Genomic DNA, 25,112 nt, shown 5'->3' with positions numbered 1-25,112 from the left:
GAGCCGATCAAGGGACGGACCCCTTACTGATCGACGATGGCGTAGTTCGAGGGTGTGGCCGTGCGTTCCGTGAGGGCTTGCTGCAAGCTCAGGCACGCTAGGCCAGCCGGTCGACCGTCTCGTGGACGTAGCGGTATACTGTCGCCACGCCGATGCCGAACTCGGCGGCGAGCCGAGTGTAGATGTCGCAGTTGCGTAGGTGCGCCTATATCAGCCTGGCCTGCTCGCGGCCGCTGAGACGGCGAAAGTGTGAGCCGATCGCCGCACGGTGTTCGCCGATAATTCCGGCGACGTAGTTCAGGGTTGCGGTGGACGAGCGATCGCCGACGGATAGAACAGCACGTGAAGCTACTGGTGGCTGTTGGATTGATCTTGGTCGACGATCCATCTACCAGGAGCTTAGCCACGTCCACCGCGACGACACGCAGCCACGAACGAAGATCAAGTTGAAAAGGATCCGTACACATCGGACAGAATGCCAAGCACTCGTGTGGCATGTTAACCCAGATCAACGATACAGTGCCCCGCACCACCGCCCACCCACCCGATCAACTAGCGCCGGAAACTCGGGCTAGGATCTGGCGCGCCCACCTAAGGTGGAACGCATCGACGAGCACCCCATCGAGGCTGACCGCTCCCTGCCCGGCCGCTTCACCCTGCTCGACACTCGCAAGATGCCGTCGCGCGAGATCGATTTCCTTCTTACTCGGAGAGAACACCCGGTTGGCGATAATAACCTGACTTGGGTGGATGACGAGCTTACCTGAAAAGCCAAGCACCGCAGCCCGCTGGGCCGCCTGCTCGAAGCCGGCATGATCGCGGTAATCAGGATAGGCGGAGTCGATGGCAGCGACGCCAGCGGCACGCGCCGCCACCAGGATCTTGCTCCGTGCATACTGCCAGATATCACCTGGATACGGGATCGTCGATTCCAGGTTCGCGCCTACCCTGGCGCCCTGCGAGAGCGAGTAGTCACCGGCCCCGAAGCTGATGGCTGTAAGCCGAGGCGATGCTTTGGCTATTGCTTCCACGTTGATTAATCCCTCGACGGTTTCGATCACGGCTTGCACGCGAATACGTTCGGCCAGGCCGAGCTTCTTCTCCACCTGCGTCAGCAGGACGTCGACCCACCAAACGTCTCGTGCGGCTGTCACCTTGGGCACAATCAACGTGTCCATCGCTTCCCGTGCCCCGGTCACGGTTTCGATAATGTCGTCGTGCGCCCACGGCGTGTCCAGCCCATTGATCCGCACCGCCCGCTCCGTGTTGCCCCAGTCACGACCGGTCAGCGCTTCAACGGCTTCGTCGCGGGCGTCCTCCTTGGCCGCAGGCACGACCGCGTCCTCCAAGTCCAGGAATACCACGTCCGCGCCAGACGCGGCTGCCTTGCCGAACATCCATTCTTTCGTCGCTGGTGTCGCCAAGACTGATCGCGGTGGCCGGATGAGCATGAAGCAGATCCTCGCTACGAGTGAACTACATGTTCAGGATGATAAAATCTAAGATGTATCATTGAACATAGTACGCTCCGCGCGTTAGGTCAATTTGGCCGCAGACCCCACCTACGACCTAGCGGGGTGGCATGTATCCAAACTGATCAGACCAATGCAGGATATATATGCTTCCCCAGTTCGTGATCCCGACATCCTCAGCCGCTACTTCTTAGCTGGGCGATCGCGCTCACTGTGGACGGAGTCGGTGGTAGTGCCTGCGCAGTCGATGATTGAACAAGCTCCGTCGGACCCGACATACTGGCGACCCGGCCGGCCAGTGCCGCACGCCTTCTCAATGCCGCCGGGCTCGAAGATTGACTCCGCTCCAGAAATTAATCACAATTCAGTGGTTAATGGATTCAGGCTGGGTTCCCAACCGAAGAGGCTAGACAGCGGTCCCGGCAGGACTCACGGACGCCGCCAAGTTCGGATGAGATAGAGAAAGCTGGACATCGAAAAGCGTCTTGCGAAATTCGGCCAACTTACGTCGTAGTTGCGCGGTCAATCTCCTCCTTTATGTATCCAGACAGCGAGCTGGCTTCGGCGTGTTCAAATACATCATCGGACAGTCGCAAGTCGATTGTCAGACTACCTCGGAACGTGTATACGACGTACTCGCCGTCATTGTTAGATCTTATCCTAACCGGGGGCGGTCGCAAAAGGTCGACATATCGTAACTCGTCAGGATGCTGTAATTCAGGCAGGATACCCTGCCCGCTGAGGCCAAAATTCAGTCCTAACGGAACGCGAGGCGCCAAGCCTTGAGGAGACAGCATTCCCTCCCGGCTTGGAACTGCGATATTCCGATTCATAGTATTGGACCTTATTTGAGCATGAAAATCACGAGCGATCGAATGTACCGTGCTGGCGCGAGAAATCTCAAAAGACGCTATGGATAAACCGACAAAATTTGTGCTTTCAGTCGGATCTACGACAGGCGAAACATGGCGCCTAAGATTCACAGGGTAAAGTACGTTAACCGGCAATGATTCGCAACCAGAGTGTTTTAATCGGTGGAGGCCAAGTGCGACTGCACTCCCAACAAATGAATTTACAGAGAGTTTGTTCAAGCGTGCCCAGCGAGCAACATTAGACGTTGCGCTAGTAGAGAATTTCAGGCTCTTGAAAATAACACCGCTAACACTAGCAACAGGTCCTGAAAACGACTGAAACGACTGGGTTGACTCCCAGCGTTCGCGGATAAGATCCGACGGACGCTTTGGCAGGACTGGATTCGGTTCTACTCGAGTGTCGAGACCATCCATGATATTTGTATAGTGTTCAAGAAGTTCCACGAGGTAGGAAATAAATGCCGCGCCGTCGACTATTGCATGTGTGATCCGCAAGGCGATGTACCCAGATCCCGGCTTGCGAATGTGAGCCAATTCTGCGACCGCTCGCGCACTGTCCCAATCGCTGTGAGCGAATTGCCAAAGCGTGCCTTTATCACCATCAATTGATTTGATGGTGACATCATGGCTAGGCGACGTGTATAGAAGCTTACCGCAACTACTTGTTTCGATTCTACCGCACAGGACTGGATTATTACAACAAAGGGATCGGAACGCTTTCAGCAATGCGGAGTCATCTACATCGCCAACGTACTCAAGTGCGAATGTCCGCGGTTCGTCAATTTGTGACTCAATCTCGTCCAGGTAGCGCTCTGGCACAGAGTACCTCCGTTGTGCTAGGTTAGGTAAGGAGCTTCTACGCGTCAACTTGAACCGGGAAATTCAGCCGGTAAGCAGGTTTAACCCCAAGCATTGAAGGGCGGGTAACTAGCGCACCGTCATTGAGTCGGCCGCGAATAAGCTACGTGTACAAGGCTGTTTGTGTCAAATCACTTGATCTACCGTTCTTTCTGCTCTTGCTATCAGTAGTCGGGCGCGCTCGATAACAGGCTTACCGACGACCTCACCATTAAGAACCGTTGCTGATTCTTCTTTCGCCATGTCGATTACTGACCTCGCCCACTTGATGTCTTCAATGGATGGAGTAAAGGTAGAGTTTGTGGTAGCGACTTGGTTAGGATGTAGGCATAGTTTTCCACCAAAACCTAGCCGTGCGGCATGATCTAGATCATCCTTGAGTGTCTTTTCGTCTCTAATCGCTGTGGTCAAGCCATCTATAGGAGGTGCGAGCCCTGCGGCTGCTGAGACGGTGGGTAGCATGGATCTGGCGTAAAACATGGCTAGACGCTCAGTGGGAGAAACGCCCAATTGAAGGCCAAAGTCGACGTTCCCGAAGATGACGCGTGCGACCATAGGTTGTTGACAAATCGACCAGGACTCGACAACCCCTCTCGCTGTTTCGATAAGTGGAACAATATAGCTCTCCGCGTTTAATTTCATTCGAAGGTTCGAGATCTCATTCGAGTCCGAAGCCTTCGGCAAGACTACAATACACTGATATGGCTGCAAAATTCTTACATCGTCGAGATGCCACCTGGTGGTCGTGTCATTGATTCGAATGATAGCAGACCGATGCGTCTGCAGCCATGCTGCGACATTGGATCGTGCATCGTCCTTTTCTTCCGGGGCTACTGCGTCCTCTAGGTCAATCATTACTCCATCGGCCCCGCTAGCATAAGCCCTGTTGAATCGATCGGGACGATGTCCTGGCACCGCGAGTAATGATCGCATGCTGGAAACCTGATCGATCGTTATTGCGACTGCCATTAATCCTCCGATGGTATAAAAAGAGTGTCGAATACAATCGAGAAATCGATGGTACTGTAGACGGATTCGGGCTAGTACGGGGAGTATTTCAACCCGGAACATTTGGACTTAGCATGCGGTTATTCACCGTTGATCCAGTGGAACTGCCGCGATGGTCTTTTGAATGTGGCGAGCGGTCGTACATGTACGAAGTACAGGATTCGTTGTACTTTCAGTACTGCAAGATTCTTTGGATGCTGGGAATGTCGGGTGAACGGCTCTGGCACATTTGCGGTGGTGACGTTCGGTAGTTCATCTGAGGAGTATGCGGTGGCGGAGGAGGCTGAATCCTGCGCGTCCGTACATCTGTCGCTTGATCAGCTTGGTATTGGTGTTCACTCCTTCTGTTCGTCCATTGTGGAACCCGAGTTGGCTCACATTATGCCCCACGGCCTGGGTGTGGATGGCGTCGAGAATCTGCTGGACGTCGTCGGGTAGCGGGTCGGCGGCGGTGATGGTCTGCTCGCCTGCCTGGATTTCGATGGTGCGGCTGATCGCGAGGGCGGCGAACACGATGGTCAGGTGGGCCTCGATCGAGTCCCGTGTGAGGTTCCCCCTAGATCGTGGAGGCATGGGTTATAAGGAGTGCCATGTCGGAGAAGTGAACCGTCACGGGTTTGATGCCGCTTCCTTGTAAGTCAAGGAGGATGAGCACATGCCCAAGAAGGTGGACCCGGCCCTGAAGGATCGGGCGCTTCGGATGGTCGCTGAGCACCGGTCGGACTATCCATCGGTGACCGCGGTCTCGAAGGTCGTGGCCGAGCAGCTCGGGATCGGGAAGGAGACCGTGCGCCGGTGGGTCGTCCAGGCCGACATCGATGCCGGCGACCGGCCTGGTGTCACGAGCGAGGAGTCGGCTGAGATCAAGCGGTTGAGGGCCGAGAATCGTCGGCTGCGTGAGGACAACGAGATCCTCCGCAAGGCATCGATTTTGACATGCTTGACGTCGACGATCTGACCGAGCTCGGCATGAGCCACACCTCCGCCGACATCCCGTCATCTGGCGATACAGCCTCCGGGGTGCTGTCTCTGCACGCTGGTCGAGTGCTTCCTACCGACACGCGCCCTCCGCCCTCAGTGGCGATCTACGACCAGCTTCTTCGACACCGAAAGGACACCACGGCATGAGTAGCACCCTGACCGGACCGCCAGCTGCGGCGGTCGGCAAGATCGAGCCCGGCGTCGACACCGTGGACGCGCACATCGAGCAGGCCTGCCGCACCCTGTGTCTGTCCACGATCCGCGCCCACTACGAGGAGATCGCCGAGGCCGCGTTGCGCGAGCACGCCTCCTACAAGGCCTTTCTGCTGGATCTGCTGGACGCTGAATGCGAGCAGCGTGACCAGCGACGCCGCATCCGCCTGGTCCGGGAGGCTCGATTCCCCCGTCCGAAACGGGTCGAGAGCTTCGACTTCACCGCCAATCCCCACGTCAGCGCGGAGGTCGTCAACACCCTCACCCAACCCGGCTGGATCAGCGCCGGACAACCCTTGTGTCTCATCGGTGACTCCGGCACCGGCAAGTCCCACCTGCTGATCGGGATCGGCACCGCGATCGCCGAAGCCGGCCGGAAAGTCCGCTATACCACCACCGCGAACCTCGTCAACGAGCTCAGCGAGGCCGCCGACGAACACCAACTCGGCCGCGTCCTCAAACGCTACAGCAAGATCGACCTGCTCTGCCTGGACGAATTCTGTTACCTCGAGCTCGACAAGACCGGCGCCAAACTGCTGTTCCAAATCCTCACCGAACGCGAAGAACGGCGTTCCATCGCCGTCGCCTCGAACGTGCCGTTCTCGGAATGGAAGGCCACGATCCTCGACCAACGGCTCTGCGCGGCCGTCGTCGATCGCCTCACCTACAACGGTCACATCATCGAAACCGGCACCGACTCCTATCGACTGCGCACCACCCAACAACGCCTCGCCGACCAGAGCGATCAACGCAGATGATCATGCCCACCATGAGCCTGGACCTCGGCGGCGCCGTCGAACTCGCCGAGGGCACTATGGTTCGTCAGCGACCTCAGCCCGCTCGACGACTTCCTGCGCCGCTTCGTCGGCCCACCGCCTACAACCTCAACCTCCTCCACACCGACCTCGACCGTCTCGCCACCCTCCTCATGATGCCCACGGTGGTAAGCAGCGCTCTCGCCTCTCCTTGTCCCTACTGGCACGCCACCCCAGGCAGCACAGCCGAGCGAATCACTGGCTGTGCTCAGGCGACTGGCGACGGTTGCGTCGCGTCATCCTGGCGGCATGATCAAGCCGCTCACGTGTGATACCGAGTTCCGGGGCCAGATGGGATCGCCAATATGGGCCCGGGACTCGGATGCCGCGTTCCCAGCGAGAAATGATCTTGCCGGTAACGGCGGTGGTGCCTGCGCGGGCCTGCAGTTGCCGGGCCAGCGCCGCCTTCGAGAGCTTGAGTGCGCAACGCGCCCCCTTGATGAGATCGCTGATGTCCTGGTACTCCTGAATATATGCAACCTCCATTTCGATTGACAAAACCCCTACTAGGGATCCGCATGAGCGGCCTGCGGCGCGGTATGCGCGCCAAGATGTTCACTCAAATGGAGCAACTTTCACGGACTGTGAAGGCTGGTTGCGGTGACCAGTTCGGCACGAACAAGTAGCTGCTAATGATTCGCGATAAAACAGAATTGGACGAGTTCTGATGTTTGAGAACCGCGAGGGCCGTTGGAGCGTTTCCGGACACAATTTTGACAAACTTCGTCGACGGGTTCGCGCGCATGTGATATATCTATGTCGCCGCTACAACGAACCCGTCGACACTGCCGATGAGATAACCCAGCGGACGTTCGAAAAATATTTCTCGAAACCGCGTGATGTCGATATCAACAAGGACCCGTTTCTACTTCTATGCAAGATCGCCAACGGCGTCTGGATAGATTACTGTCGAAAAAGATCCCGCGAAGAACCACAAGGGGCGACACCACGTGATCAACACATTCGGCCAAGTCAGGATCCCACACCACAGCAGAAAGCGCTGGAGTCGGAAACATCTCGCAGGTTTTATCAAACACTAGAAGAACTGACGCCAACCAATCGGAAAATCGCATTCTGCCGCGCCCGACTAAATTTATCCTGGCACCAGATCGGCATGATAGTTGGACTCAGCACGTCCGCTGTCGAGAGCCGTGTGTTGACCGTCACTGACCATGCAGATCTCAATGGCATTGATTGCGCCGACGGCTTGGGGGTTGCGAGTGGCTTCGGAGGGGCTGATGCCTGGCAACGTTCTTGACGGTGACGGCGTCGTCGGCGCGGCGACGTGCGGACTGGGCGGGCCAGCGGGGGCTTCTCCGGTCAGATGCATCAGCTGTGAGACATCGCTTCGATACTGACGTTCGGAGGCAGGGGAGCATTACTCGCGGGCGTATCTGTTGCTGCAGAACGGTAAAGCGTCTTGGTCGCAGCGTGGTGTTTGACGCAGCACCAGGGCTTCGTTAGTTTAAAACAGACGTTCCATCAAGTGGATAGTGAGGTTCGGCTGTTGTTCATCTTCCGGCCCGCGCGACGCATCTGTGGTTCGTTGGGCGTTGGCGCTAGGATGTTTGTCCTTTTGACCGCAACGGTCTGCTTTGTGGTTGCAAGTTGGGTGCTTCAATCGCACGGCAGCTCAGCGGAATATGCCGCACCGTCAGCGTTTGCTTTGGTGACGACTACCCTACTGATTCTCACGAGGCCTCTGCACGTATGTCCTAAGTGTCCTTGCGTCTTGTGACTGGGTGCATCACTTGCCCTAGTCGGCGGTGATTTCGGTAACGGCGGTGCGCGCGGCGGCTTCGTCGACGATCGTCTTGTTAACGGCGTAGGCGGCGACGAGTGCTTGCAGGGCGAGGTTGTTGGCGGCGCGGGGGTAGCCGCGGCTGGTCTGGTGGATGAGGGCGATGGCGTCGTCGGAGAAGAGGGTGTCGGAGCGTCCGGCGAGTTCGAGGTGGTGGCGTAGGTAGCTGGCGGTTTCCTCAGGTGTCATGGGTGGCATGGTGTAACGCAGGCCGATGCGCTGGTCGAGCGCGGCTAGCGCCCCGAGTTTGATACGGCGGCGCAGGGTGGGTTGCCCGACGAACAGGCAGGCGAACGGGCATTGGCTGTCCATGTCGTGGTTGGTGAGCATTCGGACGGATTCGAGCTGTTCAGTGGTCAGCAGGTGCGCTTCGTCGATGACCACGATGGCAGTACGGCCGCGTTCGGCCTGTTCGGTGGCGAGGGCGTCGGCGGCTTGAGGTATCAGGGTGGCGTGGTGAAACCGGGGGTGCTGGCCGAGCGCGGTGACGATCGCGCCGAGCACGCCACGAACGCCGACGGTGGGATCAGGCAGATAGATCACGGTATGTCTGCTGGCGTCCAGAGAGGACAGAGCGGCGCGGAGGGCGACGGTTTTGCCGGCGCCGACCTCGCCGGTGATTACCCCGATGCGCTGTTCGCTGACGCACCAGCCGATGCGGGCGACGGCTTCGTTGTGGGCGACGTGACGGTGCAGCATCCCGGGGGCGAGATCACGACCGAACGGCATCCGGGTGAATCCGTATTCTCTGAACTTGATCAAGGTCTTCGGGCCGCGGTGATGTCCATCCGATCGTGTCACTCGGTTGTGACGATGGGTATGCCGAGGTCGACGCTGGCTGGTCGTGCGGGGTGGCGATCGATCTGGGTGAGCTTGTCTTCGGCTCCGGCGAGGCTGACCTGCAGTCCTTCGATCTCGCCGAGCCAGCCCTCGCGTTCGGCCTCGGCGATGCGGGCGGTGAGGTTGTCACGGATCTCGATGAGCCGATCACGTTGGGCGGGATCGGGCCAGAGAACCGGGCAACGGACGCAGGCATGTTCATGGATGCACGGCGTTCCGAACGCTCGGGCGCAGGTGCCGATGGACACCTTGCGGCGTTCGAAGTGGCCGAGAAACTCCTGCCATTCGGCGTCGGTGGGGGTGCGGTATTCCTCGGTGGGGCGTAGCGCTCGCCGGCGGGTGAGGAACGCCAGATGGGCTTGAATGGCTTCGTCGGGGTAGACCGCCTCTGGCGGACTCAGGTATCAGAACTGTCCGAATTCCTGGCTTCATCGGCTGCTTCGGCGGCTGATTTCGGCGGCGTAGTTGGTCCAGTCGCCGCTGCTGGCGCGTTGCCAGGCGACGGCGACGGTGATGTGGATGCCGAGCAGTCGGGCCAGGACGGCAGCAGGCAGTTCGGTGCTGAGCTGAAACAGCGCTGCGGATCGGGATCGGGCCGAGTTGATGCCGAGCTTGCGGAGACGTTCGGCGAGGCCGAATGCGCTGATGGGCCGGCCGGGCTGACCGCCGGGGAACAGCCAGGGGGAGGTTCCCTGGTCGCCGACGACGGCCTTGCCGTGGCGGGCGGCGACAACCTGGAGAACGAGCTCAGCGAGGGGTTCGGGCAGCTCGATCGGCTCGCGTCCGAGCCGCAGGCGTACTTGGTTGTCGTGGTGTTCGACGTGGTCGATGGTGAGGCGGCTGAGGGCGGCGGGCCACTGGGCGTAGAGCAGCACGAGCAGCCCGGCGACGCGGTCCTCGGGTTTGAGCGTGTCGTCGTGCAGCAGCCAGCGAGCCTGTGTCCAGCGGGTTTCGGTGTCGATGAGGCCGGAGGGTCCGTCCCACCTCGTGGCTGGGAAGTCGAGCTGGGTCAGTTTCTGTTTCTTGGCCCAGCGGACAAAGTTGCCGGCCTCGGTGCGGTAGCTGCGTTTCGTGGTGGCCAGCCAGGCATCCAGGTCGCCTTGCCGCGCCGTGGCCAGCGTGAGCCTGTGATCGGTGAGCCAATCGAGCAGGGTGATGGCGGCCTTGATAACCCGCTGCGCAGCGACGACCTGCTCGTGGGTGGTGTCGGCGCCCTTGACTCGGCCACGCAGCCGCCGCATGACATGCCAGACGGCGTAGCGGTGCAGCATCTGCCGCTCGTCGGGGTCAGCACGGTCGGCGACGATGTCGGTGATCCACCGTTCCAGCCGCGCCATCTGCTCATCCCGTGGCGGCAGCGTTCCGATGGCGACCAGGACGCTGCGCAGGTGTTCGACCGTCTTTCCCTCGGGCAGCGCGTCCAGGGACGCGTGGGTGAGCGATTGCCCGGTCAGATCGCGCAGGATCGCCGGGGCGGCGCTCTTGTTGAGCCAGTTCGCGACCGTGGTGGGTCGTTTTGCCTCGGCAAGGGTGTCGTAGAGGCCTTGCAGTTCGGGGCGAATCTCGCCGCTGTCGTTGCTGAGCAGGTCGCGCAACCGCTGCTGGACGGCGCAGCGGGCGCACCGTCCAGCGTGAATGCGGTCGGGTTGACCGCAGTTGGGGCAACTGCGCCAGAAGCCAGGGTCGGGACGGGCGCAGCTCGCGCAGAGCGGTTCATCGAGGGTGCCGCCACGGATCGGTGCGTCTTCGCCGCAGCCGACGCAACGAATCCACCGCTGTCTGCAGGCCCGGCACCAGGGCGTGCCGGTCGCCTGGGAGATCACGCAGGGTGCGTCCTTCCCGCAGATCTGGCACGTCAGGGTCTTGTATGGCACGCAGCTGCCGCAGAGCGGCCCCTCGGCGGTGCGAACGTTGACGGGACGGCGTCGGCCGCAGTCGAGGCAGGTTTCCTGGTTGGCGGGGTCGGTGATCATGCAGTTCGGACACAGCGGTTGGCCGTGCTCGTCGCGGGTGGCCGCCTCGCGGACCACGCCGCAGCGCGAGCAGGGTTGGGCGCGGGATTTGGCCACACAGTTGCGACACAGCCACTGTCCGTCGATCCGGCGGTGCAAATGGATGACTCGGTCACAGCCGGGACAGGACGGGCGCACGATGGCCTGCGCTCCGGCGTCGCGGAGCTTGTCGACCAGCCGCAGCACTGCGAGAACGGGTGCCTCAGCGCCAGCCCCGGTGAGCAGTTCGGGCCGATCTTGCACCGCCCATGCGAGCTGATAGCGGCGTCCGGCGCCGGGCACTGTCGCACGAACTGCGGCGGCCACGACGTCCGCCGACAGTGTCGAATCCACGCCGGTCACCACGCCCACGACGATGTCGACGGGATCCCGACCCGCATCGGGCGGGCAGTGGGCGCATCGCGGATTCCCGTCCCGGTCTCGGCAGTTCACCGGCCGGACCTTGCCGCAGGCCGCGCAGGCGTCTCGCCGGGGACCGCAAACGCCGCAGTACCAGTCCTGGCCGCGGCGCTGCAGGGTGCGCAGGGGTTTACCGCATTCAGCGCAGACCGGCGGCGAAACTTCCATCGCGCCGGCCTCGCGCAGCGCGATGAGCAGATCCCCGACACCCCTGGGTGCTGGGGAGCGACCGTCGGCCAGCAGCACTGGCTTCTCAAGCAGCGCTTGGGCCATGCCGCGGCGCTTGGCCCGGCCCCCGGCAACACCGGTCACCGTGGCTTCGATCACCGTGCGGTCCAAGTTGGGCTCGCGTGCGGCGACAAGGTCGACGATGACGCCGATAGGGTTGGCGAGCACCTCCGGTGCCAGCGGGACTGGCATGGTCTACCCGTCGACGCGGGTGATGCGGGCCCGCTTGGGGCGCAGACCGCCGACCCCGGCCTCGGTATCGCCGACAGCCTTGGACCGGCGAAGCGGGGTGGCCCCGGCGATCGGCTCGATCAACTCGTCCATCGTGCAGTCGAGGATGTCCAGCAACGCCATCAGCACGTTCAGGCTCAACCGTTCAGGCCGCTCGGCGACCAGCCGGTAGACCTGGCTGGACGACAGGTGGATGCCGCGCTGGGCCAGTGGTTCGATCAGGTCGGTGGTGGCGAACAGGCCCCGGTCGGCCATGACGTTTCGCAGCCGCCACCGGTAGTCGAGTTTGCGGGTCATTCACGATTCCTTCCGACATTGCGGGTCGAAGGCCGGGTTCAACGCCTTGCGCAGCGCGGTGTTCATGAAGTCACCGGACACATGGGTGTAGATCGCCGTCGACGTGTCACACCGATGCCCCACGGCCTCCTGGATGAACCGACGATCCACGCCTTGCTCTGTCAGATGGGTGACCCACGAGTGCCTCAGCGAGTGGGGCGTCAGCTGTTTCGGCAGGCCGAGGGCGTCGCGGTAGGCGACGAACCGGGCATTGACCTCCGCCGGTTTGACCCTTCCGCCGCGTTCGGTGACCCACATCGCCGGGTGCTCGTCGCAGCCGAACCTCGGACGGATGTTGTCCACGTAGTCGGCCACCGCCTCGACCGCCCACCCCATCACCGAGGGCACGTTCCGCCGCCGCGGTGGCTGCCCGCGCACCGCCTTGCCATAGCGGACGTGCAGCATCCCGTACCGGCCGAACTCCGGCGCCGCCGGATTCCGGCCCCAATCGGCGATGTCCAGTTTGGACGTCTCGGTGCGGCGCAACCCCCACGCATAGGCGACTTTGAACAGCGTGGCATCACGATAGGCAGCCAGTGCGCCCTTGCGTTTCGCCCGCACCGCGCGGTCGACCTGGTCGTCGGCGTAGTCGAGGAACCGCTGCAACTCCTCGCGGGTGAACGGCCGCGCCTCGGCATCACCCTCGTACTCGTTGAGGTGGGCGATGGTGTTCCACTCGTGGCAGATCGGCACCGGATGCACCCCCGGCCCGAACTCGCCCTCGCACGCGGCCGCCCAGCCATACCGGGCGTCGCACAGGTACTCGCTGAACAACCGCAGATCCGTCTGATAGTTCCGGATCGTCGCCGGGGTCAGATGCTTTTCGCTGGTCAGCCACTGCGTCCACTCGTCCACATGGGCCGGTCCCCAGCTCCACGGGTACTCATTGGTGAACGAGATGAACTGAAGCACCAATCGCACCCGCGGGGCCATCGTGGACTCCTGCAGCCCCCGCGCCGTCTGCTGAGCATGCCAGCCGCGCAGCATCGCCTCCACCATGGCGTCCTCCGGCCGCAACTGCACCACACCCGAGACCAGCTCCAGGTGCGCCGCGCCGGCCAGATCACCCCGTCCCACCACGCCTCCAAACCAAGATCACCAGGACCGTTTGGGGCAGGGATCATGCACCTAACGGGATCACTCGGCAAGCGACGCAGGTCAGACGGCGTGTCGCAGCCGCCCACCACCGGCATTGCCGAAGCGCTCTCAGCAGGCGACCCGCAGTTTCTCGCCCGTTGGATGCAATTCCCGAGGGTTCTTGTAGCCGAGTGTCACGTTGATGTCGCGGTGACCCGCGATGACCTGTGCGATGTGCGGCGGCAGCCCGTTGAGAACGGCGTCGGTGATGAACAACCTTCGGAAATCGTGCGGGGTATAGCGCAACGGACTGCCGTCGGGCTCGGTCAGGTCGGTGCGGGCCAGGGCCTTGGAGAGCAACTTGCGCACGAAGTCCGGGGTGAGGGCGCGGTGTTCGATGTTGACGCGGCGCTGGAACAGCAGCGGCGCCGGGTCACGCCAGACGCACTCATGGTCGTAGGCGGTCACGAGTGGAATGGCACCGGATTCGTTGCGGATCCGACCAATGATCGCGGCGAGCACGTCAGCGAGCTCGGGGCTGACCAGCAGGAGCCGTTCGGTATCGGTCTTCGATGGGGCGATCTGCAGCAGCGGCACGAGTTCCCCGGTCGTGGGCAGACGGTATTGCACCAGGCTGTGGTGGGAGAGTTCGAGGAGTTCCTCGATCCTGACCCCAGTGGCTCGCAGAACCTCCACCGCCGCCCAGGTCCAGAACGCGTAGTCCTCGGCAAGCACGAGATCCTCGCGTTGCCCCGTGTCGGGATCTTCGACCCAGACCTTGCCAGCGCGAGCGTGGGGCGTGTCCGCGCGCACCAACGTCTGGCCCGCGGCGGTGAACGTGTCGCCGGGACCGGCGTTGCGTCCCGCGTGGAGCAGCGCTTCGGCGTCCTTGCGGTGCTGGTCGACAGAGTGGATCAGCTTCGGCAGGACCGGAAGCCGTTCCCGGGTGCGAGCGTCCATTCGAGACTTGTGCCGACGTTTGGCCTTGCGGACCTCGATTTCCTGGGCGCTGACCGGGCTGGGCGCGACCCAGGGACCCCACCGGGCGGGGTCCTCAACGGCCCAGCATGCGAGGTCAAGGTAGAGCGCTCGCACCGGCATGAGAGATTCCCGGTAGCTGATGCGAGGAACGCGGACGTCGCTGTTGGTGCCGCTGTCGGTGCGGACTCGCGTTGTCTTGCTGCGTAGACGCTCTTTCCATGCGGCGGCGACCTCGGCCGGCAGGTTCAGGCTGTCGATCCCGGGGTGGTGCCGTTCGATATCGGCCCAGAACAGCCCGACCAGGTAATGCGCCAGCGACTTCACGCTCGCGTAGTCCAGCGTGGGTTGCCGTTCACAGAGGTAGGCAACCAGCAGATCGCGCACCGATCGGCAGGTCAGCTGGTAGCGATCGACCAGTTCAGCGGGGGTGAGCTGCCCCAGAGTGCGCAGCTCCCGCAGCGAGCTCGGCGCATCGGGTTCTAAGATGCCCATCCGGTGCAGCGTGCGATAGAACGCCGTGGTGCCCGCAGCTCGCTTGACGAGGACGTCGTTCTCGGTATCCAGCAGTTCCAGGACATCGCCGACGGCGACGTCGGACAGGGTGCCGCCTTTGGCCGCGAGGATGTTGGCGCTGCGGTAGAGGGTCCGCTTCGTCTCGGCCGGACTGAGGTCCGCGTCCGTGTCACACATGGCCCGCAACCGCGCGAACCCTTCGACGTCGCGGCTGCGGGCCATGTTGCGGACCAGCGCTCCCCGGCCCGTCGATCCGCCCGCCAGCCAGGACAGGGACGGGCGGATGATGTCACCGCACGTCGCGACGATGACCGCCCCGGACAGCGCCCACTGGCGCCATTGCGCTGGCTCGGATCGAGCGCGCAACCATGCCGCCGTCACCTTCCGCCAGTCGGCACCGGCCTGTTCGGCTCCGCTGGCCAGCCACCGTTGCTGCCAGGTGGTGCCGGGCTGCTCCTCAAGCCAGTCCAGCAGCAACCTCAGACCACTGGCACGCACCTTCTGGCTGTTGGGTTTGTGCTGCACGAACGGTGGCGCGGTCAAGCGCGCCAGCACCACATCCCGCGGCTGCTGGGTCGCATCCCATGCCTCCGCCGCGGGTCGGGCCGGGAACCGCGTCCTGCCTGCCGCGCGGCGTTTCATCCATACTGATTCCTGGACTCTCTCGATCACCGCGGTCATGACGATACCTCCGTCCCGAACAACACGCCCAGCGTTTCCGGGCGGTAGCCCGGCGCCGGAGCAGGGGCCACCCGCGCCGCGGCCTGCCGAGCCTGCTCGGCGTGATGGGCGAGCATCCGTCGGATGACTTCTTCCTTGCGCGGCGTCAAATACAGCTGTGTGGTGGTCAACGCGGCGTGTCCGAGGACAAGCTGCACGTCAGTCAGCGGAAGGTCCGGGTCTTCGGCCATCCGGTAAGCCGCGGTATGGCGCAACGAATGCAGCGTGGCGTTCGTGCCGACCTGCTGGTTGACCCGCTCGAACATGCGATGAGCCGCGTGATACGTCAGCGGGCGGGTCGGCCGGCGCAGTGTCCACCACAGCGGTTGACTGCGCCCGCGGGGATCAGCTCCTGCATCTCGACCTGGTAGAGCCGCAACCAAACGAACGCATCCGGCGACGCCGGCAGTTCCTGCAGCTGCCTGCTGCCCTTGCGGACAACAGTGATCAGACGCCGGCCAGGGTCGACACCGCCCTGGGTGGCCGACAGCAGCTCCGAGGCCCGTGCTCCGGTCGACACGTAGAACGCCACCAATGCCCGATCCCGGTGCGAGGGCAGCCGAGCGAACATCTCGTTGAACTGATCGTCCGGGACGCTGCGAGGAATCCGGGTGGGCACGGTTGGCCGGTAGAGCCCGGTGCGTTCGTTGCGGTGCGGTTCCATCGGGTTGTGATGTGCCTGCGGCCGCCGCCCGCGTCAGGACCGCTCCAGCGGAAACGGGTTCAGGATCGGCCCGTCACCGAGGTCGAGATGGAACTCGTAGAAGCCGCGCAGCACCGTCTCGCTATGTGCACGCACCGACGGCGCATACGCCCGTGCCGGCGAAGGCGCTCCGCTAGGAGGCTGGCCCGGGCGACGCCAATGCGCGCGAGCAGGCTTGCCCGCGACCTGTAGCCAGCGGCAGAAGTCACGAGCCTCGACTCGTGTCGCCCGATCCCAGTCGACGCCGACCGCCCAGCAGAACCGGAACCAGCGCAGCAGGTCCATCCCATAGGACCGCAGCGTCGCTCCTGAACGACCGGCGGCCTGAAGCTCACGGAAGAACGCCGCCACCGACTCCACCGTCGCCCCGCCGCCGTCGAGTAACCGGTACGGATCCCACTCATCGCCGGTAGCCGCCAGCCTCCCAACCTGGGGCACCACCAGCGTCGCCAGATCCCGCGACGGAACGCGCGTCTCGTCCATGGACGCAGATGTTTAGCACAACCAGTAGAGGGTCACTGACCTGGGGATATGCCCCACCTAGTTCAGTCAACAGGCAGAAGCCCTGTAATTTCTCGATCACGGTTCCTCCTGGTCGGTGTGGGTGATGCGGGAAAGGAGCAGGTTCTTGGCTGTCAGGTAGGGACCTTGTCGCCGGGATCTGCGTGGGGTCCGGCGTCGCTGAGTCGGCGGGCCCAGGCCAGCAGTTTGGCGACCTCCCGAGCGCTGACGGGCTCAGAGGGTGGGCCACTCATGACGTCTCCGCGCTGCCGTCGGAATCGTGGGTCACGCGGGGTGGTGCGTTGCTGGTGTCGGTCAGCGCGGCGTAGTTGACGCCCTGGGCGAGCTCGGCCTGGTAGGCGGCGTCGATCAGGTGGGCGTAGTTGATCCCGGTTGGCTCGGGAACCTCGGGTGGGGTTTCGGGACGCGCTTTGGGGTGGGCATGCCGGCCGATGTGGAACGGCAGCGCGGTGCCGAAGCTGCGCCCGTGATAGCGCACCTCGACCAGGGTGAGGTCGAACGGGTCGAACTGAGCGGCCTCGATCTTTCCGGACAGCTGTTTAGTGGGTCAATTCATGCCGCTTGCTGCCGGTTCAGGTACTCGTTGTAGACCTCATTTGGGGCCTTATAGTCGAGTCCCGAATGGAGACGTCGACTATTATATCTAAGTTCGATATAGGCAGCAATATCTGTCCTGGCCCTCTTTCGGGTGGAGTAGATCACTCGGTGAACCCGCTCGTTCTTCAGGGCACCAAAAAACGATTCGGCCATCGAATTGTCATAGCATATTCCCGTGCGTCCGACCGATTGCCTGATGCCCAATGATCGGAGCGTGCTGGCAAACTGGGCGGAAGTGTAATTGCTGCCACGGTCGGAGTGGAATATCGCCCCGCGTGCGATAGGATAGTTGCGTACGGCCATGCGAATCGCCTTCTCGATGAGAGGCGTCTGGTAATTATCGTCCATCGCCCACCCGATAACGCCCTTCGTATGACAGTCGATGACCGTCGCGAGATAAACCCAGCCCTCCCACGTAGGGATATAGGTAATATCGCCAACCATCTTCTCGCCGGGCGCGGATGCGGCGAAGTCGCGGCCAACGAGGTCGGGCAGCAAGCTGGCAGACGGCTCAGTCAGGCCGAGTCGCCACGGACGGGGCTGGCAAGGCTCGAGCCCCAGCTCACGCATGATGCTGCGGATCAGCTCAGGGGTGCACCGCTCACCCTGGCGCTGCAGCTGGGCGTGGACGCGCCGGTGACCGTAGGTCTCATCCGAATCGTCGAAAACCTTCGTGATCAACGGAGCCAGGTAGGCGCGACGCTGCGCCGTCGCGCACTTGGGCCGACAACGCCATTCATAGAATCCCGACTTCGACACACCCAACCATTCGCACATTTTGGTCACTGTGTACTTTTTCTCGCCAGTATCGGTCACTGCGCCCTTCTCCACCTCGATGAACTCGTACCTCTCGTTCACCGATACTCGCTCGCGAAGAAGGCTGCGGCTTTTCCCAGGAACTCCTTCTCCATCCGTAGCTCACGGACTTCCTTCTCCAGCTCACGCAGCCGCGCGCGCTCCGACACGGTCAATGGTGGCTCGTCCGCAGCATGAGCCTTCCGGTAGTCGTTCACCCAGTTACGAAGCGTTTGCTCGTTCAGCCCGTTCTCCCGCGCGACCGACGCCACCGGGCGGCCCGTCTCGACCACCATTTTCGCCGCCTCCTCCTTGAACTCAGGAGTAAACGACCGACGATTCTTTGACACTGGCTTCCTCTCTTCCGAACAAAAACCCTAGTGGGTTCGCTGTCCGGAAGATCAACAGCCCCTCAAACACGAGCTCGACCTGGCGACCGACCAGGGCGGAGTCGACCTCGTAGACGTTGCCGTGCAGCGACACGGTGCTGGTCTTGGTGACCGTGCGCTGCGCGGACCAGCGAAACGCTTCGGTCAACGCCGCCGGACTCGGCAACGGATACGGCTCGCCGGCCTGCCAGCGTTGCAGTGGCGGCGTCCCGGTTTCCGAGTGCGGCCGGCGGTGATAGACGGTTTCCACCCACGCGGTGAACAGTCGGTTCAGCTCCAGCAGATCGCCGACTGGGTGCCGCCCGGTCTCGTGCTCGTCGCCGGTGAGTTCGACGAGGAACTGATCCCGCACGGTTTTGAAGAACCGTTCGATTTTGCCACGGCCCTCGGGGCGCCCTGGGGTCGAGTGCGTCAGGACGATACCGAGGCTGGCGCATGCTCGCCGCAGCCACGAGTCCACGAACGCGCTGCCGTTATCCACATAGATCCGTTCGGGCACCCCGCGGCTGGCCAGGGCTGGGCGCAGCGCGGCGGCCAGCCGCACCGTGTCCTCGGCATACCCGAACCGATGCCCCACGACCGTCCGGGAGTGATCATGTCGGCGTACGACCTGATGTGTCGGATTTTGTACGGCCTCACGTGTAGGTGAGGTCTCGGCGAGTTGAGTCCCTACTCGCTGTGAAGGGGGCCACCCTTCGGTTCTTGTCAGCCGGCCAAGCAGACAGAACCGAAGGGTGACCCTTTCCATGATCCTGGATGCGGAGTCCTGGATGAATATCCGTCGTTTCCGCGCCCTGTTTGATGCGGGCGCATCGTATGCCGAGATCGCTGCCGAGTGTGGTTGCGACTGGCGCACTGTGAAGAAGTATTTGGCTGCCGACGCGCCGTCGGTCCCGCCGGTGGGGTCGTCGCGGGCGGGCACGCAGCCGCGGGTGATCGACTCGTTCACGGAGGTGATCGATGCGTGGTTGCGCAGCAATATCAAGCTGCGTGGCACGGTGATCCATGAACGCCTGGTCGCCGAGTATGGCTACCAGCACTCGTATCAGCGGGTGAAAATGTACCTGCAGGAGGCCCGGCCGCGGATCGCCGCGGAGCTGGCCGCCGGTGATGAGAACCCGCTGTCTGGGCTGCACCGCCGGTTCGAGGTGATACCGGGTGCCCAGGCTCAGGTGGATTGGGGTGAGGAGGGTGCGCTGCTGGCCGATGCTGGTATCGGCACGGTGTACTCGTTCCACATGACGCTGTCGCATTCGCGGGATCCGTTCTGTTGTTTCACCGACAGCACGGATCTGGCGACGTTTTGGGATTGCCACCGGCGGGCGTTCGCCCACTTCGGTGGGGTGCCGCACACGATCGTCTATGACCGCACCAAGACGGTGGTCCAGCGGCATGTCGCGCCGCGGCGGGCGGTGCCGCTGCATCCGGAGGCGGCGGCGTTCGCCGAGCATTACGGCTTCACGATCGACGTGCTGGCCGCCTACCGGCCAACCGGGAAGGGACGCGTTGAGCGGCAGGTCGAGATCGTGCGCAACCATGTCGTGGCGGGACGGTCGTTCGACTCGCCGGCCGAGTTGGATCGGGCGTTTGCCGAGTGGTTGCCGATCCGGCGGGCACAGGTGCATCGCACCCACGGCGAGGTGATCGCCGTTCGCGCCGAGGCGGATCGGGCGGCGTTGCTGGGATTGCCGCCGACACCGTATGTGGTGGCCGAGCAGCATCTGCGCACCGTCGGCAAGGACTGCCTGGTCTCGTTCGAGTCCAGCCTGTACTCGGTGCCCGCCCGCCTGGTGCGCCCGCACCAGAAGGTGCAGGTGCGTGTCACCGGCGAATCGGTGGTCATCCACACCCTGGCCACCGACGGCGCCACGGTGCTGGCCGTGCACCCGCGGGCACCGCGGAAGGGCTCGTGGATGGTCGACGCGGCCCATTGGGACGGCCTGCCCGACGGGCACACCCGCGCCACAATCCGCGACGGCGGCCCGCACACACCCCTGGACGTGGTGCCGCTCGACTCCGATGTGGAGCCGAATCCGTTGTCGGCGTTGCTGGCGCGTAACAGCGCCGCCCAGGTTCCGGTCGCCCGCCGGGCTCTGTCCAGCTACGACACCGCCACCCAGCTGCCCGACGAGGGGCCGGAGGTGACGCTGTGGTGACCGCCAACAACCATGCTGATCACGACGACTCGGTGATCATGTTGGATACCCACGTCGCCGTGCCGCTGTGCTGCGACCTCGACATGTTGGAGGACTGGCTGCTGCACTGCAGCGCCGACACCCTCGACGAGTTGGGCAACTTCGCCTACCGCGCCACCAATAACCCCCAGTTCGGCGTCACCGAGCTGATCACCGCACTCGGCCGCTACGGCGTGGTCCTGCGGCGACTGCTCGCCGCTCAACGCGCCCAGCAGCGCTAACACTACCCCGCGGGCGGTCCCGACCCCGGCCCCTCACGCAAACCCCTGCCTGGCCGACTGACACCGGGGCCGGGGCCGTCCCTCGCATTTTCCCTTGATAATTCACCAGCTCGAAGGAGAAACACCGACGATGAGTGAACTGTTGTCCGCTCGCATTCAAGCCCAGGCCACCAAACTCGGGCTGAACCACCTTGCCAACCACCTGCCCGAACTGGTGAAACGGGCCGATGACCAAGAAATGGGCTACCTGGATTTCCTGGACCTGATTACCGCCGAGGAAGTCGGCATGAAAGACGACAACCGATTCCGCAATGCGTTACGCGTGTCGTCTTGCGTCTGAGTTAGATGACCATTTGATCTTTGAAATACCCAGCCACGAAGCGGTGTGTCTGACCGTTCCGGAGGCTGATGATGACGTCCAATACGCCCATGAAGGCACGCAAGCAGCGACGGCTGCTCTCGCCGAGCCAGAAGTACGAGATGTATGTGTCGGTGCTGACTGGGCAGTGCACGCAGCGGGAGGCCGCGCAGAAGTGGAAGGTCGACCGCACCACGGTGACCACGATCTGCCGTACCGCCAAGCAGGGCGCGCTGACCGCGCTGTCGGCTCGGCCGGGCCGGCCGGGCAAGACAGTCGAGCAGCTGGAGTTGGAGGAGGCGCGGGCGGAGGCCGAGCGGCTGCGCGCCACGGTGACCGAGCAGGCGGTGGCGCTGCATCTGCACGAGGGAAAACCCGCCTGGGGCTGATGGCCGGCCCGGTCCCGGCGCGGGTGCACGCTGACGTGAAGGCCGGCCTACTCGAGTTGATCGAGCACGCCGTCGAGCGTGGCTGGTCGGCGCGGCGGGCATGTGACCGGCTGGGCCTGGAACACGGTCGCTACCAGGCGTGGCTGGCCCGCCAGGCCGCCGGGCGGCTGGACGACCTACCGCCGGGCGGGCATCCCCTGCACGGGATCCTGCCGGGCGAGCGGGCCGCGGTCGTGGAGCTGTTCGAGACCTGGGGCGAGACCGACCGTAGTCATCGCAAGCTCGCCCACCGCGGCTCGCGGATCGGACTGGTGCATGTCTCCGAGTCCACGGTGCGGCGGATCCTGGCCGCCGAACGGCTCGTTCTTCCTGGTCAGCCGCCCCGCGAGCCGATCGGTCGGGCGGAGTGGCCGCCCTGGCTGGAGTGGAAGCCCAACCGGGTGTGGGGTTACGACTTCACGCACTTCACCCGCGCCCGGGTCGCCGCGATCGCGATCCTCGACATCGTCTCCCGCAAGTGGATCACCACCCTGGTGTCGGCCGAGGAGTCTTCCACCCAGGTCGAGGTCGCCTTCACCGACGCGCTGGAGGCCGAGAACCTGTGGGCGGCCGCCGACGCCCGCGCGACCGACGCGCTGGTGGCCGCGCTGGCCTCCGGCGACCGCGACGCCGTCGGCACCGCGATCGGTGACGGGCAGCTGCCGTTGCTGCTGGCCATCAGCGACAACGGGCCGCAGATGCGCAGCCACACCACCCGCGAGTTCCTCGCCGGTGTGGCCATCGCCCGCCAGTTCGGACGGCCCGGCACACCGACCGATCAGGCGTGGATCGAGACGCTGTTCGGGCACGTGAAGGGCGAGTGGCCGCACCTGGAAAAGATCCGCGACCCCGGCGAGCTCGAAGCCGAACTCGAGCTCGTACGGGCCCAATACAACGGGGTCAGGCTGCACGCCGCCATCGGGTATGTCACGCCCGACGACGAACACGAAGGACGAGGTGACGCCATCCGCAAGAACCGACGCGACGGACTCGCCCAAGCACGCGAGAACCGCCTGGCATACCGTCGAAGCAGAGCACCTGAGGAGAACCAATGACCACGCACCGGCCGTGGCTGGGTATTTCAACCCGCGATTGGTCAATTAACTCAGACACACCTCAGTGTCACGGCTACCACACCACAAAACACTCGACGACTACGATTTCACATTCCAACCCAGCCTCGACGTCCGCAAGGTCAAAGACATCGCCGCCCTGTCGTTCGTCGAAGCCAAAGCCAACGTCGCCCTGCTCGGCCCGCCCGGGGTCGGCAAAACACACCTCGCCTGCTCACTCGGGATAGCCGCCTGCCAAGCCGGCTACGGCGTCTACTTCACCACCCTCGACGAACTCATCCGCAAATTGCACGCCGCCGACGCCACCGGACGACTCACCCGCCAAATCCGCACCTATCTGCGACCCACCGTCCTCATCATCGACGAAGTCGGATATCTCCCACTCGACCAAAAAGACGCGAACCTACTATTCCAACTCGTCTCACGCAGATACGAAACCGGATCAATAATACTGAGCAGCAACAAAGCATTCTCGGAATGGGGACCGATCATCGGCGACGAAGTCCTCGCCACCGCCATTCTCGACCGCCTCCTACACCACTGCGACGTCATCTCCATCAACGGCCCCAGCTGGCGCATGAAAGACCGCCTCGCCGACACCGAACCACCCATGGCAGACTGACACCACGCCGGACCCCGACCTACACGCCAGGTCGTACCCCGTGAACCACGTCAGGTCGTACGCGGACAGATCATCCAGGAACGCGAACAGATAGGTCTTGCGTCCGCCGATCCGCAGAGCGTGCAGGGCATCGCCGGTCCATAACTCGTTCGGACGGGAGGCCTCAAACCGGCCGAACACAACCGGCCGCCCGGCCTCCGGGGCGACGGTGAGGGCGTGCTCAGCGAAGTGGCGTTGCAGGGTGCGTTCGGACGGCGACCAGCCGAGCTGGCCGCGCAGGACGCGGCGCACCTGCGCCGCGGTGCGCTGCGGGTTCTCCCGTTTCAGCGCTATCGCCAACTCGAGGACCTCGCTCGGGGTGCGGGGACTGGACTGCCGCGGAACCGGCACGAGGGCATCAAACCCGTCACGCCGCCACGCCCGGATCCAACGATCCAGCGTGTCCCGCGAGATCCGCACCGTCCGCCCGAACGGATCGACATGCTCGGCGGCGGCGATCGCGCGCACCATCCGACCCCGCACCTTGGACGACAGCTCCGGATCCGCCGCTTCCCGGATCAGCTGGTAGCGGAACAACCCGATCAGCCGGGCCCGCTCGGCCCGCACCTCATGCTCATCTCGTCGCCCAACCATTCGCGGGCCACCTCCTCGCTCGATCCAGTCAGGACACAAGCGCAAAGGATCACCGCATCAACGACCGCGGCGTCAGGGGCAACTCGTGTTGATCAACTCCCCGGGCCAGCCAGGCGCCAGCAACCGCCCGGACGAGATCGCTCCCACCACCTCCCACGGCGTCACCGCGCCGAGCACGAACCGCTGACCCACCGCACGAACCGTCGCAGTGATCGCGGTCAACGCATCCGCCCAGCGTGTTCCGGCCGGCTCGGGCATCACCGGGTCCGGATCCATCGCGCCCAGCCACCGGGTGAACACCACCCGCACCGCTTCCAACCGCCCGGCGAACCGGCGCAACCAGCCCCGCACCGTCTCCGCCGGCCGCCCCACCACGACAGCGATCCGCCGAAACCCGAGCCCCCGGGCACGGGCCGCCAACGCCGCCCCGATCACCGACAACGTGTCCGCCCGCCGCAGCAACACCCCCACTGGCAGCAACACATGCGTCGCCGCGCACCCGATGCAGCGCGACCGCCGAGGACGCACCCGAACCAGAACATGACGATCACGCAGCAGCCGCGTTCGCCCATATCCCCAGCCCGCCAGAACCCCCGAACATCCCGGACAAATCAGTTCCCCGGCGACCAGCCGCCGCTCGACGCCCTCCACATCAGCCTCTACCGTGACCACAGCGCCTCCAAGCGCTACCGCACGGCCCTCCCGTGAGCTCCGGCCAGAGACGACGGGAGGGCCGTCGCCTACATCGACCTCGTCACGGTGACGGCGCCGACCACCGAAAACAACCCCACCCCACCAGCCCCACAGCCATCGGCACCCCCAACGACGCCGAACCCCCACCACGTCGGCACCCTCAACGACGCCCGACAACGGCCCGGCTTCGGCTGAGACACTCCAAACCTCCTGAACGGATGATCAACTTAGCCCGTTCAGTGGTCGGGAATTAAAACCGGGATCTGGTTCACAGACTCAGACGCGCAAGGGTCCCAACATCACCAGCACGACCACAACGCCAAGAAGACGGCCCATAACCACGATTCCCTTCAGAAGACCAGAACAAAAACCTTCCAAAGAGAACTCCGCATCACCAGCTGCAAACACGGCACTACCCAGCGCAAAATCACTCAACCGTCGCACAACGCAACGTCCAGAACGAGGAGTGCCGGTTGCCCACGGAACTCGTGAGGGGCTGTTGATCTTCCGGACAGCGAACCCACTA

26 protein-coding genes and 3 pseudogenes are annotated in these 25,112 nt (G+C 63.5%); 10 read left to right on the top strand and 19 right to left on the bottom strand.

The window, feature by feature from the left end; translation table 11 throughout:
• Positions 1-97: 97 nt before the first annotated feature.
• From ACFQGD_RS12775 to ACFQGD_RS12755, 5 genes and pseudogenes are all read right to left on the bottom strand, one after another.
• Positions 98-190: pseudogene (locus ACFQGD_RS12775) on the bottom strand (helix-turn-helix domain-containing protein); the annotation flags it as partial.
• 358 nt (positions 191-548) lie between these two features.
• The gene (locus tag ACFQGD_RS12770; RefSeq protein WP_345393138.1) at positions 549-1,451 is read right to left on the bottom strand and encodes an HpcH/HpaI aldolase/citrate lyase family protein; all 903 of its coding nucleotides are present in this window, start codon (positions 1,449-1,451) and stop codon (positions 549-551) included.
• Between the two features lie 524 nt (positions 1,452-1,975).
• Complete coding sequence (locus ACFQGD_RS12765) at positions 1,976-3,163, bottom strand: phthiocerol/phthiodiolone dimycocerosyl transferase family protein (RefSeq protein WP_345393141.1); 1,188 nt, start codon at positions 3,161-3,163, stop codon at positions 1,976-1,978.
• A 165-nt stretch (positions 3,164-3,328) separates the two neighbouring features.
• Entirely contained in the window at positions 3,329-4,171 is an 843-nt protein-coding gene (locus tag ACFQGD_RS12760; protein WP_345393144.1) for an HpcH/HpaI aldolase/citrate lyase family protein, read from the bottom strand.
• A 291-nt stretch (positions 4,172-4,462) separates the two neighbouring features.
• Positions 4,463-4,579: pseudogene (locus ACFQGD_RS12755) on the bottom strand (transposase); the annotation flags it as partial.
• A gap of 286 nt (positions 4,580-4,865) precedes the next feature.
• Between ACFQGD_RS12755 and ACFQGD_RS12750 the strand changes: the two are divergent.
• Positions 4,866-5,138: pseudogene (locus ACFQGD_RS12750) on the top strand (IS3-like element ISPfr13 family transposase); the annotation flags it as partial.
• Between the two features lie 196 nt (positions 5,139-5,334).
• Positions 5,335-6,162 carry an IS21-like element helper ATPase IstB gene (istB, locus tag ACFQGD_RS12745; protein ID WP_345393147.1) on the top strand — a complete coding sequence of 276 codons (828 nt, stop codon included), beginning with the start codon at positions 5,335-5,337 and terminating at the stop codon, positions 6,160-6,162.
• A gap of 252 nt (positions 6,163-6,414) precedes the next feature.
• On the opposite strand, the gene ACFQGD_RS12740 is transcribed toward istB (ACFQGD_RS12745), so the two are convergent.
• Positions 6,415-6,705, bottom strand: coding sequence for a helix-turn-helix domain-containing protein (locus ACFQGD_RS12740; protein ID WP_345393149.1), 291 nt, complete (start codon positions 6,703-6,705; stop codon positions 6,415-6,417).
• A gap of 181 nt (positions 6,706-6,886) precedes the next feature.
• On the opposite strand from ACFQGD_RS12740, the gene ACFQGD_RS12735 reads away from it, so the two are divergent.
• Positions 6,887-7,477 (top strand): RNA polymerase sigma factor, encoded by a 591-nt coding sequence (locus ACFQGD_RS12735; protein ID WP_345393152.1) that lies wholly within the window; start codon positions 6,887-6,889, stop codon positions 7,475-7,477.
• Between the two features lie 498 nt (positions 7,478-7,975).
• Here ACFQGD_RS12735 and ACFQGD_RS12730 read toward each other — a convergent pair whose 3' ends face one another.
• Entirely contained in the window at positions 7,976-8,749 is a 774-nt protein-coding gene (locus ACFQGD_RS12730; RefSeq protein ID WP_345393155.1) for an ExeA family protein, read from the bottom strand.
• Positions 8,750-8,814: 65 nt separating this feature from the next.
• On the opposite strand from ACFQGD_RS12730, the gene ACFQGD_RS12725 reads away from it, so the two are divergent.
• Entirely contained in the window at positions 8,815-9,186 is a 372-nt protein-coding gene (locus ACFQGD_RS12725; RefSeq protein WP_345398830.1) for a hypothetical protein, read from the top strand.
• Between the two features lie 102 nt (positions 9,187-9,288).
• Here ACFQGD_RS12725 and ACFQGD_RS12720 read toward each other — a convergent pair whose 3' ends face one another.
• From ACFQGD_RS12720 to ACFQGD_RS12675, 10 genes are all read right to left on the bottom strand, one after another.
• Complete coding sequence (locus tag ACFQGD_RS12720) at positions 9,289-11,691, bottom strand: hypothetical protein (protein WP_345390875.1); 2,403 nt, start codon at positions 11,689-11,691, stop codon at positions 9,289-9,291.
• 3 nt (positions 11,692-11,694) lie between these two features.
• The gene (locus tag ACFQGD_RS12715; RefSeq protein WP_345390872.1) at positions 11,695-12,027 is read right to left on the bottom strand and encodes a helix-turn-helix domain-containing protein; all 333 of its coding nucleotides are present in this window, start codon (positions 12,025-12,027) and stop codon (positions 11,695-11,697) included.
• Complete coding sequence (locus ACFQGD_RS12710; RefSeq protein WP_390183717.1) at positions 12,028-13,143, bottom strand: tyrosine-type recombinase/integrase; 1,116 nt, start codon at positions 13,141-13,143, stop codon at positions 12,028-12,030.
• A gap of 129 nt (positions 13,144-13,272) precedes the next feature.
• Positions 13,273-15,318, bottom strand: a complete 2,046-nt coding sequence (locus ACFQGD_RS12705; RefSeq protein ID WP_345392809.1) for a site-specific integrase — start codon at positions 15,316-15,318, stop codon at positions 13,273-13,275.
• Positions 15,315-15,623, bottom strand: a complete 309-nt coding sequence (locus ACFQGD_RS12700) for a site-specific integrase (protein ID WP_390221052.1) — start codon at positions 15,621-15,623, stop codon at positions 15,315-15,317. Before ACFQGD_RS12700 ends, ACFQGD_RS12705 begins: the two co-directional genes overlap by 4 nt.
• A gap of 20 nt (positions 15,624-15,643) precedes the next feature.
• Complete coding sequence (locus tag ACFQGD_RS12695) at positions 15,644-16,021, bottom strand: hypothetical protein (RefSeq protein WP_390221051.1); 378 nt, start codon at positions 16,019-16,021, stop codon at positions 15,644-15,646.
• 33 nt (positions 16,022-16,054) lie between these two features.
• Positions 16,055-16,543, bottom strand: a complete 489-nt coding sequence (locus ACFQGD_RS12690) for a site-specific integrase (RefSeq protein WP_345392815.1) — start codon at positions 16,541-16,543, stop codon at positions 16,055-16,057.
• A gap of 268 nt (positions 16,544-16,811) precedes the next feature.
• Positions 16,812-17,060 (bottom strand): hypothetical protein, encoded by a 249-nt coding sequence (locus tag ACFQGD_RS12685; protein WP_345392818.1) that lies wholly within the window; start codon positions 17,058-17,060, stop codon positions 16,812-16,814.
• A 74-nt stretch (positions 17,061-17,134) separates the two neighbouring features.
• Positions 17,135-18,324, bottom strand: a protein-coding gene (locus ACFQGD_RS12680; protein WP_390221019.1) for an IS3 family transposase whose coding sequence is annotated in 2 segments (ribosomal slippage) — positions 17,135-18,072 and positions 18,072-18,324 — 1,191 coding nt in all. Because the reading frame shifts where the segments join, the coding sequence is not laid out codon by codon here.
• The gene (locus ACFQGD_RS12675) at positions 18,293-19,111 is read right to left on the bottom strand and encodes a DDE-type integrase/transposase/recombinase (protein WP_345398926.1); all 819 of its coding nucleotides are present in this window, start codon (positions 19,109-19,111) and stop codon (positions 18,293-18,295) included. Before ACFQGD_RS12675 ends, ACFQGD_RS12680 begins: the two co-directional genes overlap by 32 nt.
• A gap of 22 nt (positions 19,112-19,133) precedes the next feature.
• Between ACFQGD_RS12675 and istA the strand changes: the two genes are divergently transcribed.
• From istA to istB (ACFQGD_RS12645), 6 genes are all read left to right on the top strand, one after another.
• Positions 19,134-20,519 (top strand): IS21 family transposase, encoded by a 1,386-nt coding sequence (gene istA / locus ACFQGD_RS12670; protein WP_345398929.1) that lies wholly within the window; start codon positions 19,134-19,136, stop codon positions 20,517-20,519.
• Entirely contained in the window at positions 20,516-20,779 is a 264-nt protein-coding gene (locus ACFQGD_RS12665) for a hypothetical protein (RefSeq protein ID WP_345398932.1), read from the top strand. The genes istA and ACFQGD_RS12665 overlap by 4 nt, the downstream gene beginning before the upstream one ends.
• A gap of 130 nt (positions 20,780-20,909) precedes the next feature.
• Positions 20,910-21,119, top strand: a complete 210-nt coding sequence (locus ACFQGD_RS12660; RefSeq protein WP_345398935.1) for an ATP-binding protein — start codon at positions 20,910-20,912, stop codon at positions 21,117-21,119.
• An 89-nt stretch (positions 21,120-21,208) separates the two neighbouring features.
• On the top strand, positions 21,209-21,526 hold the full coding sequence (locus ACFQGD_RS12655) for a hypothetical protein (protein ID WP_345398879.1): 318 nt from the start codon (positions 21,209-21,211) through the stop codon (positions 21,524-21,526).
• Complete coding sequence (locus tag ACFQGD_RS12650) at positions 21,526-22,620, top strand: integrase core domain-containing protein (RefSeq protein ID WP_345398882.1); 1,095 nt, start codon at positions 21,526-21,528, stop codon at positions 22,618-22,620. The genes ACFQGD_RS12655 and ACFQGD_RS12650 overlap by 1 nt, the downstream gene beginning before the upstream one ends.
• A gap of 64 nt (positions 22,621-22,684) precedes the next feature.
• Entirely contained in the window at positions 22,685-23,260 is a 576-nt protein-coding gene (istB, locus tag ACFQGD_RS12645) for an IS21-like element helper ATPase IstB (RefSeq protein WP_345398917.1), read from the top strand.
• Here the strand turns inward: istB (ACFQGD_RS12645) and ACFQGD_RS12640 are convergent.
• Positions 23,171-23,893 carry a helix-turn-helix domain-containing protein gene (locus tag ACFQGD_RS12640; protein ID WP_345398920.1) on the bottom strand — a complete coding sequence of 241 codons (723 nt, stop codon included), beginning with the start codon at positions 23,891-23,893 and terminating at the stop codon, positions 23,171-23,173. The two genes, istB (ACFQGD_RS12645) and ACFQGD_RS12640, sit on opposite strands and share 90 nt — an antisense overlap.
• A 72-nt stretch (positions 23,894-23,965) precedes the next feature.
• The gene (locus ACFQGD_RS12635; protein WP_345398923.1) at positions 23,966-24,565 is read right to left on the bottom strand and encodes a hypothetical protein; all 600 of its coding nucleotides are present in this window, start codon (positions 24,563-24,565) and stop codon (positions 23,966-23,968) included.
• Positions 24,566-25,112: the final 547 nt, after the last annotated feature.

Origin of the sequence: Haloechinothrix salitolerans (assembly GCF_042662605.1) — a bacterium.
Classification (GTDB): Bacteria; Actinomycetota; Actinomycetes; order Mycobacteriales; family Pseudonocardiaceae; genus Haloechinothrix_A; species Haloechinothrix_A salitolerans.
Note: the sequence above shows the minus strand (reverse complement) of the source record. Positions and strands in the feature narration are given on the sequence as shown.

Bases quoted from the DNA above. Each gene is read 5' to 3' on its own strand.
- ACFQGD_RS12770 (WP_345393138.1), bottom strand. From the start codon at position 1,451: ATGCTCATCCGGCCACCGCGATCAGTCTTGGCGACACCAGCGACGAAA.
- ACFQGD_RS12760 (WP_345393144.1), bottom strand. From the start codon at position 4,171: ATGGCAGTCGCAATAACGATCGATCAGGTTTCCAGCATGCGATCATTA.
- istB (WP_345393147.1), top strand. From the start codon at position 5,335: ATGAGTAGCACCCTGACCGGACCGCCAGCTGCGGCGGTCGGCAAGATC.
- ACFQGD_RS12740 (WP_345393149.1), bottom strand. From the start codon at position 6,705: ATGGAGGTTGCATATATTCAGGAGTACCAGGACATCAGCGATCTCATC.
- ACFQGD_RS12735 (WP_345393152.1), top strand. From the start codon at position 6,887: ATGTTTGAGAACCGCGAGGGCCGTTGGAGCGTTTCCGGACACAATTTT.
- ACFQGD_RS12730 (WP_345393155.1), bottom strand. From the start codon at position 8,749: ATGCCGTTCGGTCGTGATCTCGCCCCCGGGATGCTGCACCGTCACGTC.
- ACFQGD_RS12720 (WP_345390875.1), bottom strand. From the start codon at position 11,691: ATGCCAGTCCCGCTGGCACCGGAGGTGCTCGCCAACCCTATCGGCGTC.
- ACFQGD_RS12715 (WP_345390872.1), bottom strand. From the start codon at position 12,027: ATGACCCGCAAACTCGACTACCGGTGGCGGCTGCGAAACGTCATGGCC.
- ACFQGD_RS12705 (WP_345392809.1), bottom strand. From the start codon at position 15,318: ATGACCGCGGTGATCGAGAGAGTCCAGGAATCAGTATGGATGAAACGC.
- ACFQGD_RS12700 (WP_390221052.1), bottom strand. From the start codon at position 15,623: ATGTTCGAGCGGGTCAACCAGCAGGTCGGCACGAACGCCACGCTGCAT.
- ACFQGD_RS12695 (WP_390221051.1), bottom strand. From the start codon at position 16,021: ATGGAACCGCACCGCAACGAACGCACCGGGCTCTACCGGCCAACCGTG.
- ACFQGD_RS12690 (WP_345392815.1), bottom strand. From the start codon at position 16,543: ATGGACGAGACGCGCGTTCCGTCGCGGGATCTGGCGACGCTGGTGGTG.
- ACFQGD_RS12675 (WP_345398926.1), bottom strand. From the start codon at position 19,111: ATGGAAAGGGTCACCCTTCGGTTCTGTCTGCTTGGCCGGCTGACAAGA.
- istA (WP_345398929.1), top strand. From the start codon at position 19,134: ATGAATATCCGTCGTTTCCGCGCCCTGTTTGATGCGGGCGCATCGTAT.
- ACFQGD_RS12660 (WP_345398935.1), top strand. From the start codon at position 20,910: ATGAGTGAACTGTTGTCCGCTCGCATTCAAGCCCAGGCCACCAAACTC.
- ACFQGD_RS12655 (WP_345398879.1), top strand. From the start codon at position 21,209: ATGAAGGCACGCAAGCAGCGACGGCTGCTCTCGCCGAGCCAGAAGTAC.
- ACFQGD_RS12650 (WP_345398882.1), top strand. From the start codon at position 21,526: ATGGCCGGCCCGGTCCCGGCGCGGGTGCACGCTGACGTGAAGGCCGGC.
- ACFQGD_RS12640 (WP_345398920.1), bottom strand. From the start codon at position 23,893: ATGGTTGGGCGACGAGATGAGCATGAGGTGCGGGCCGAGCGGGCCCGG.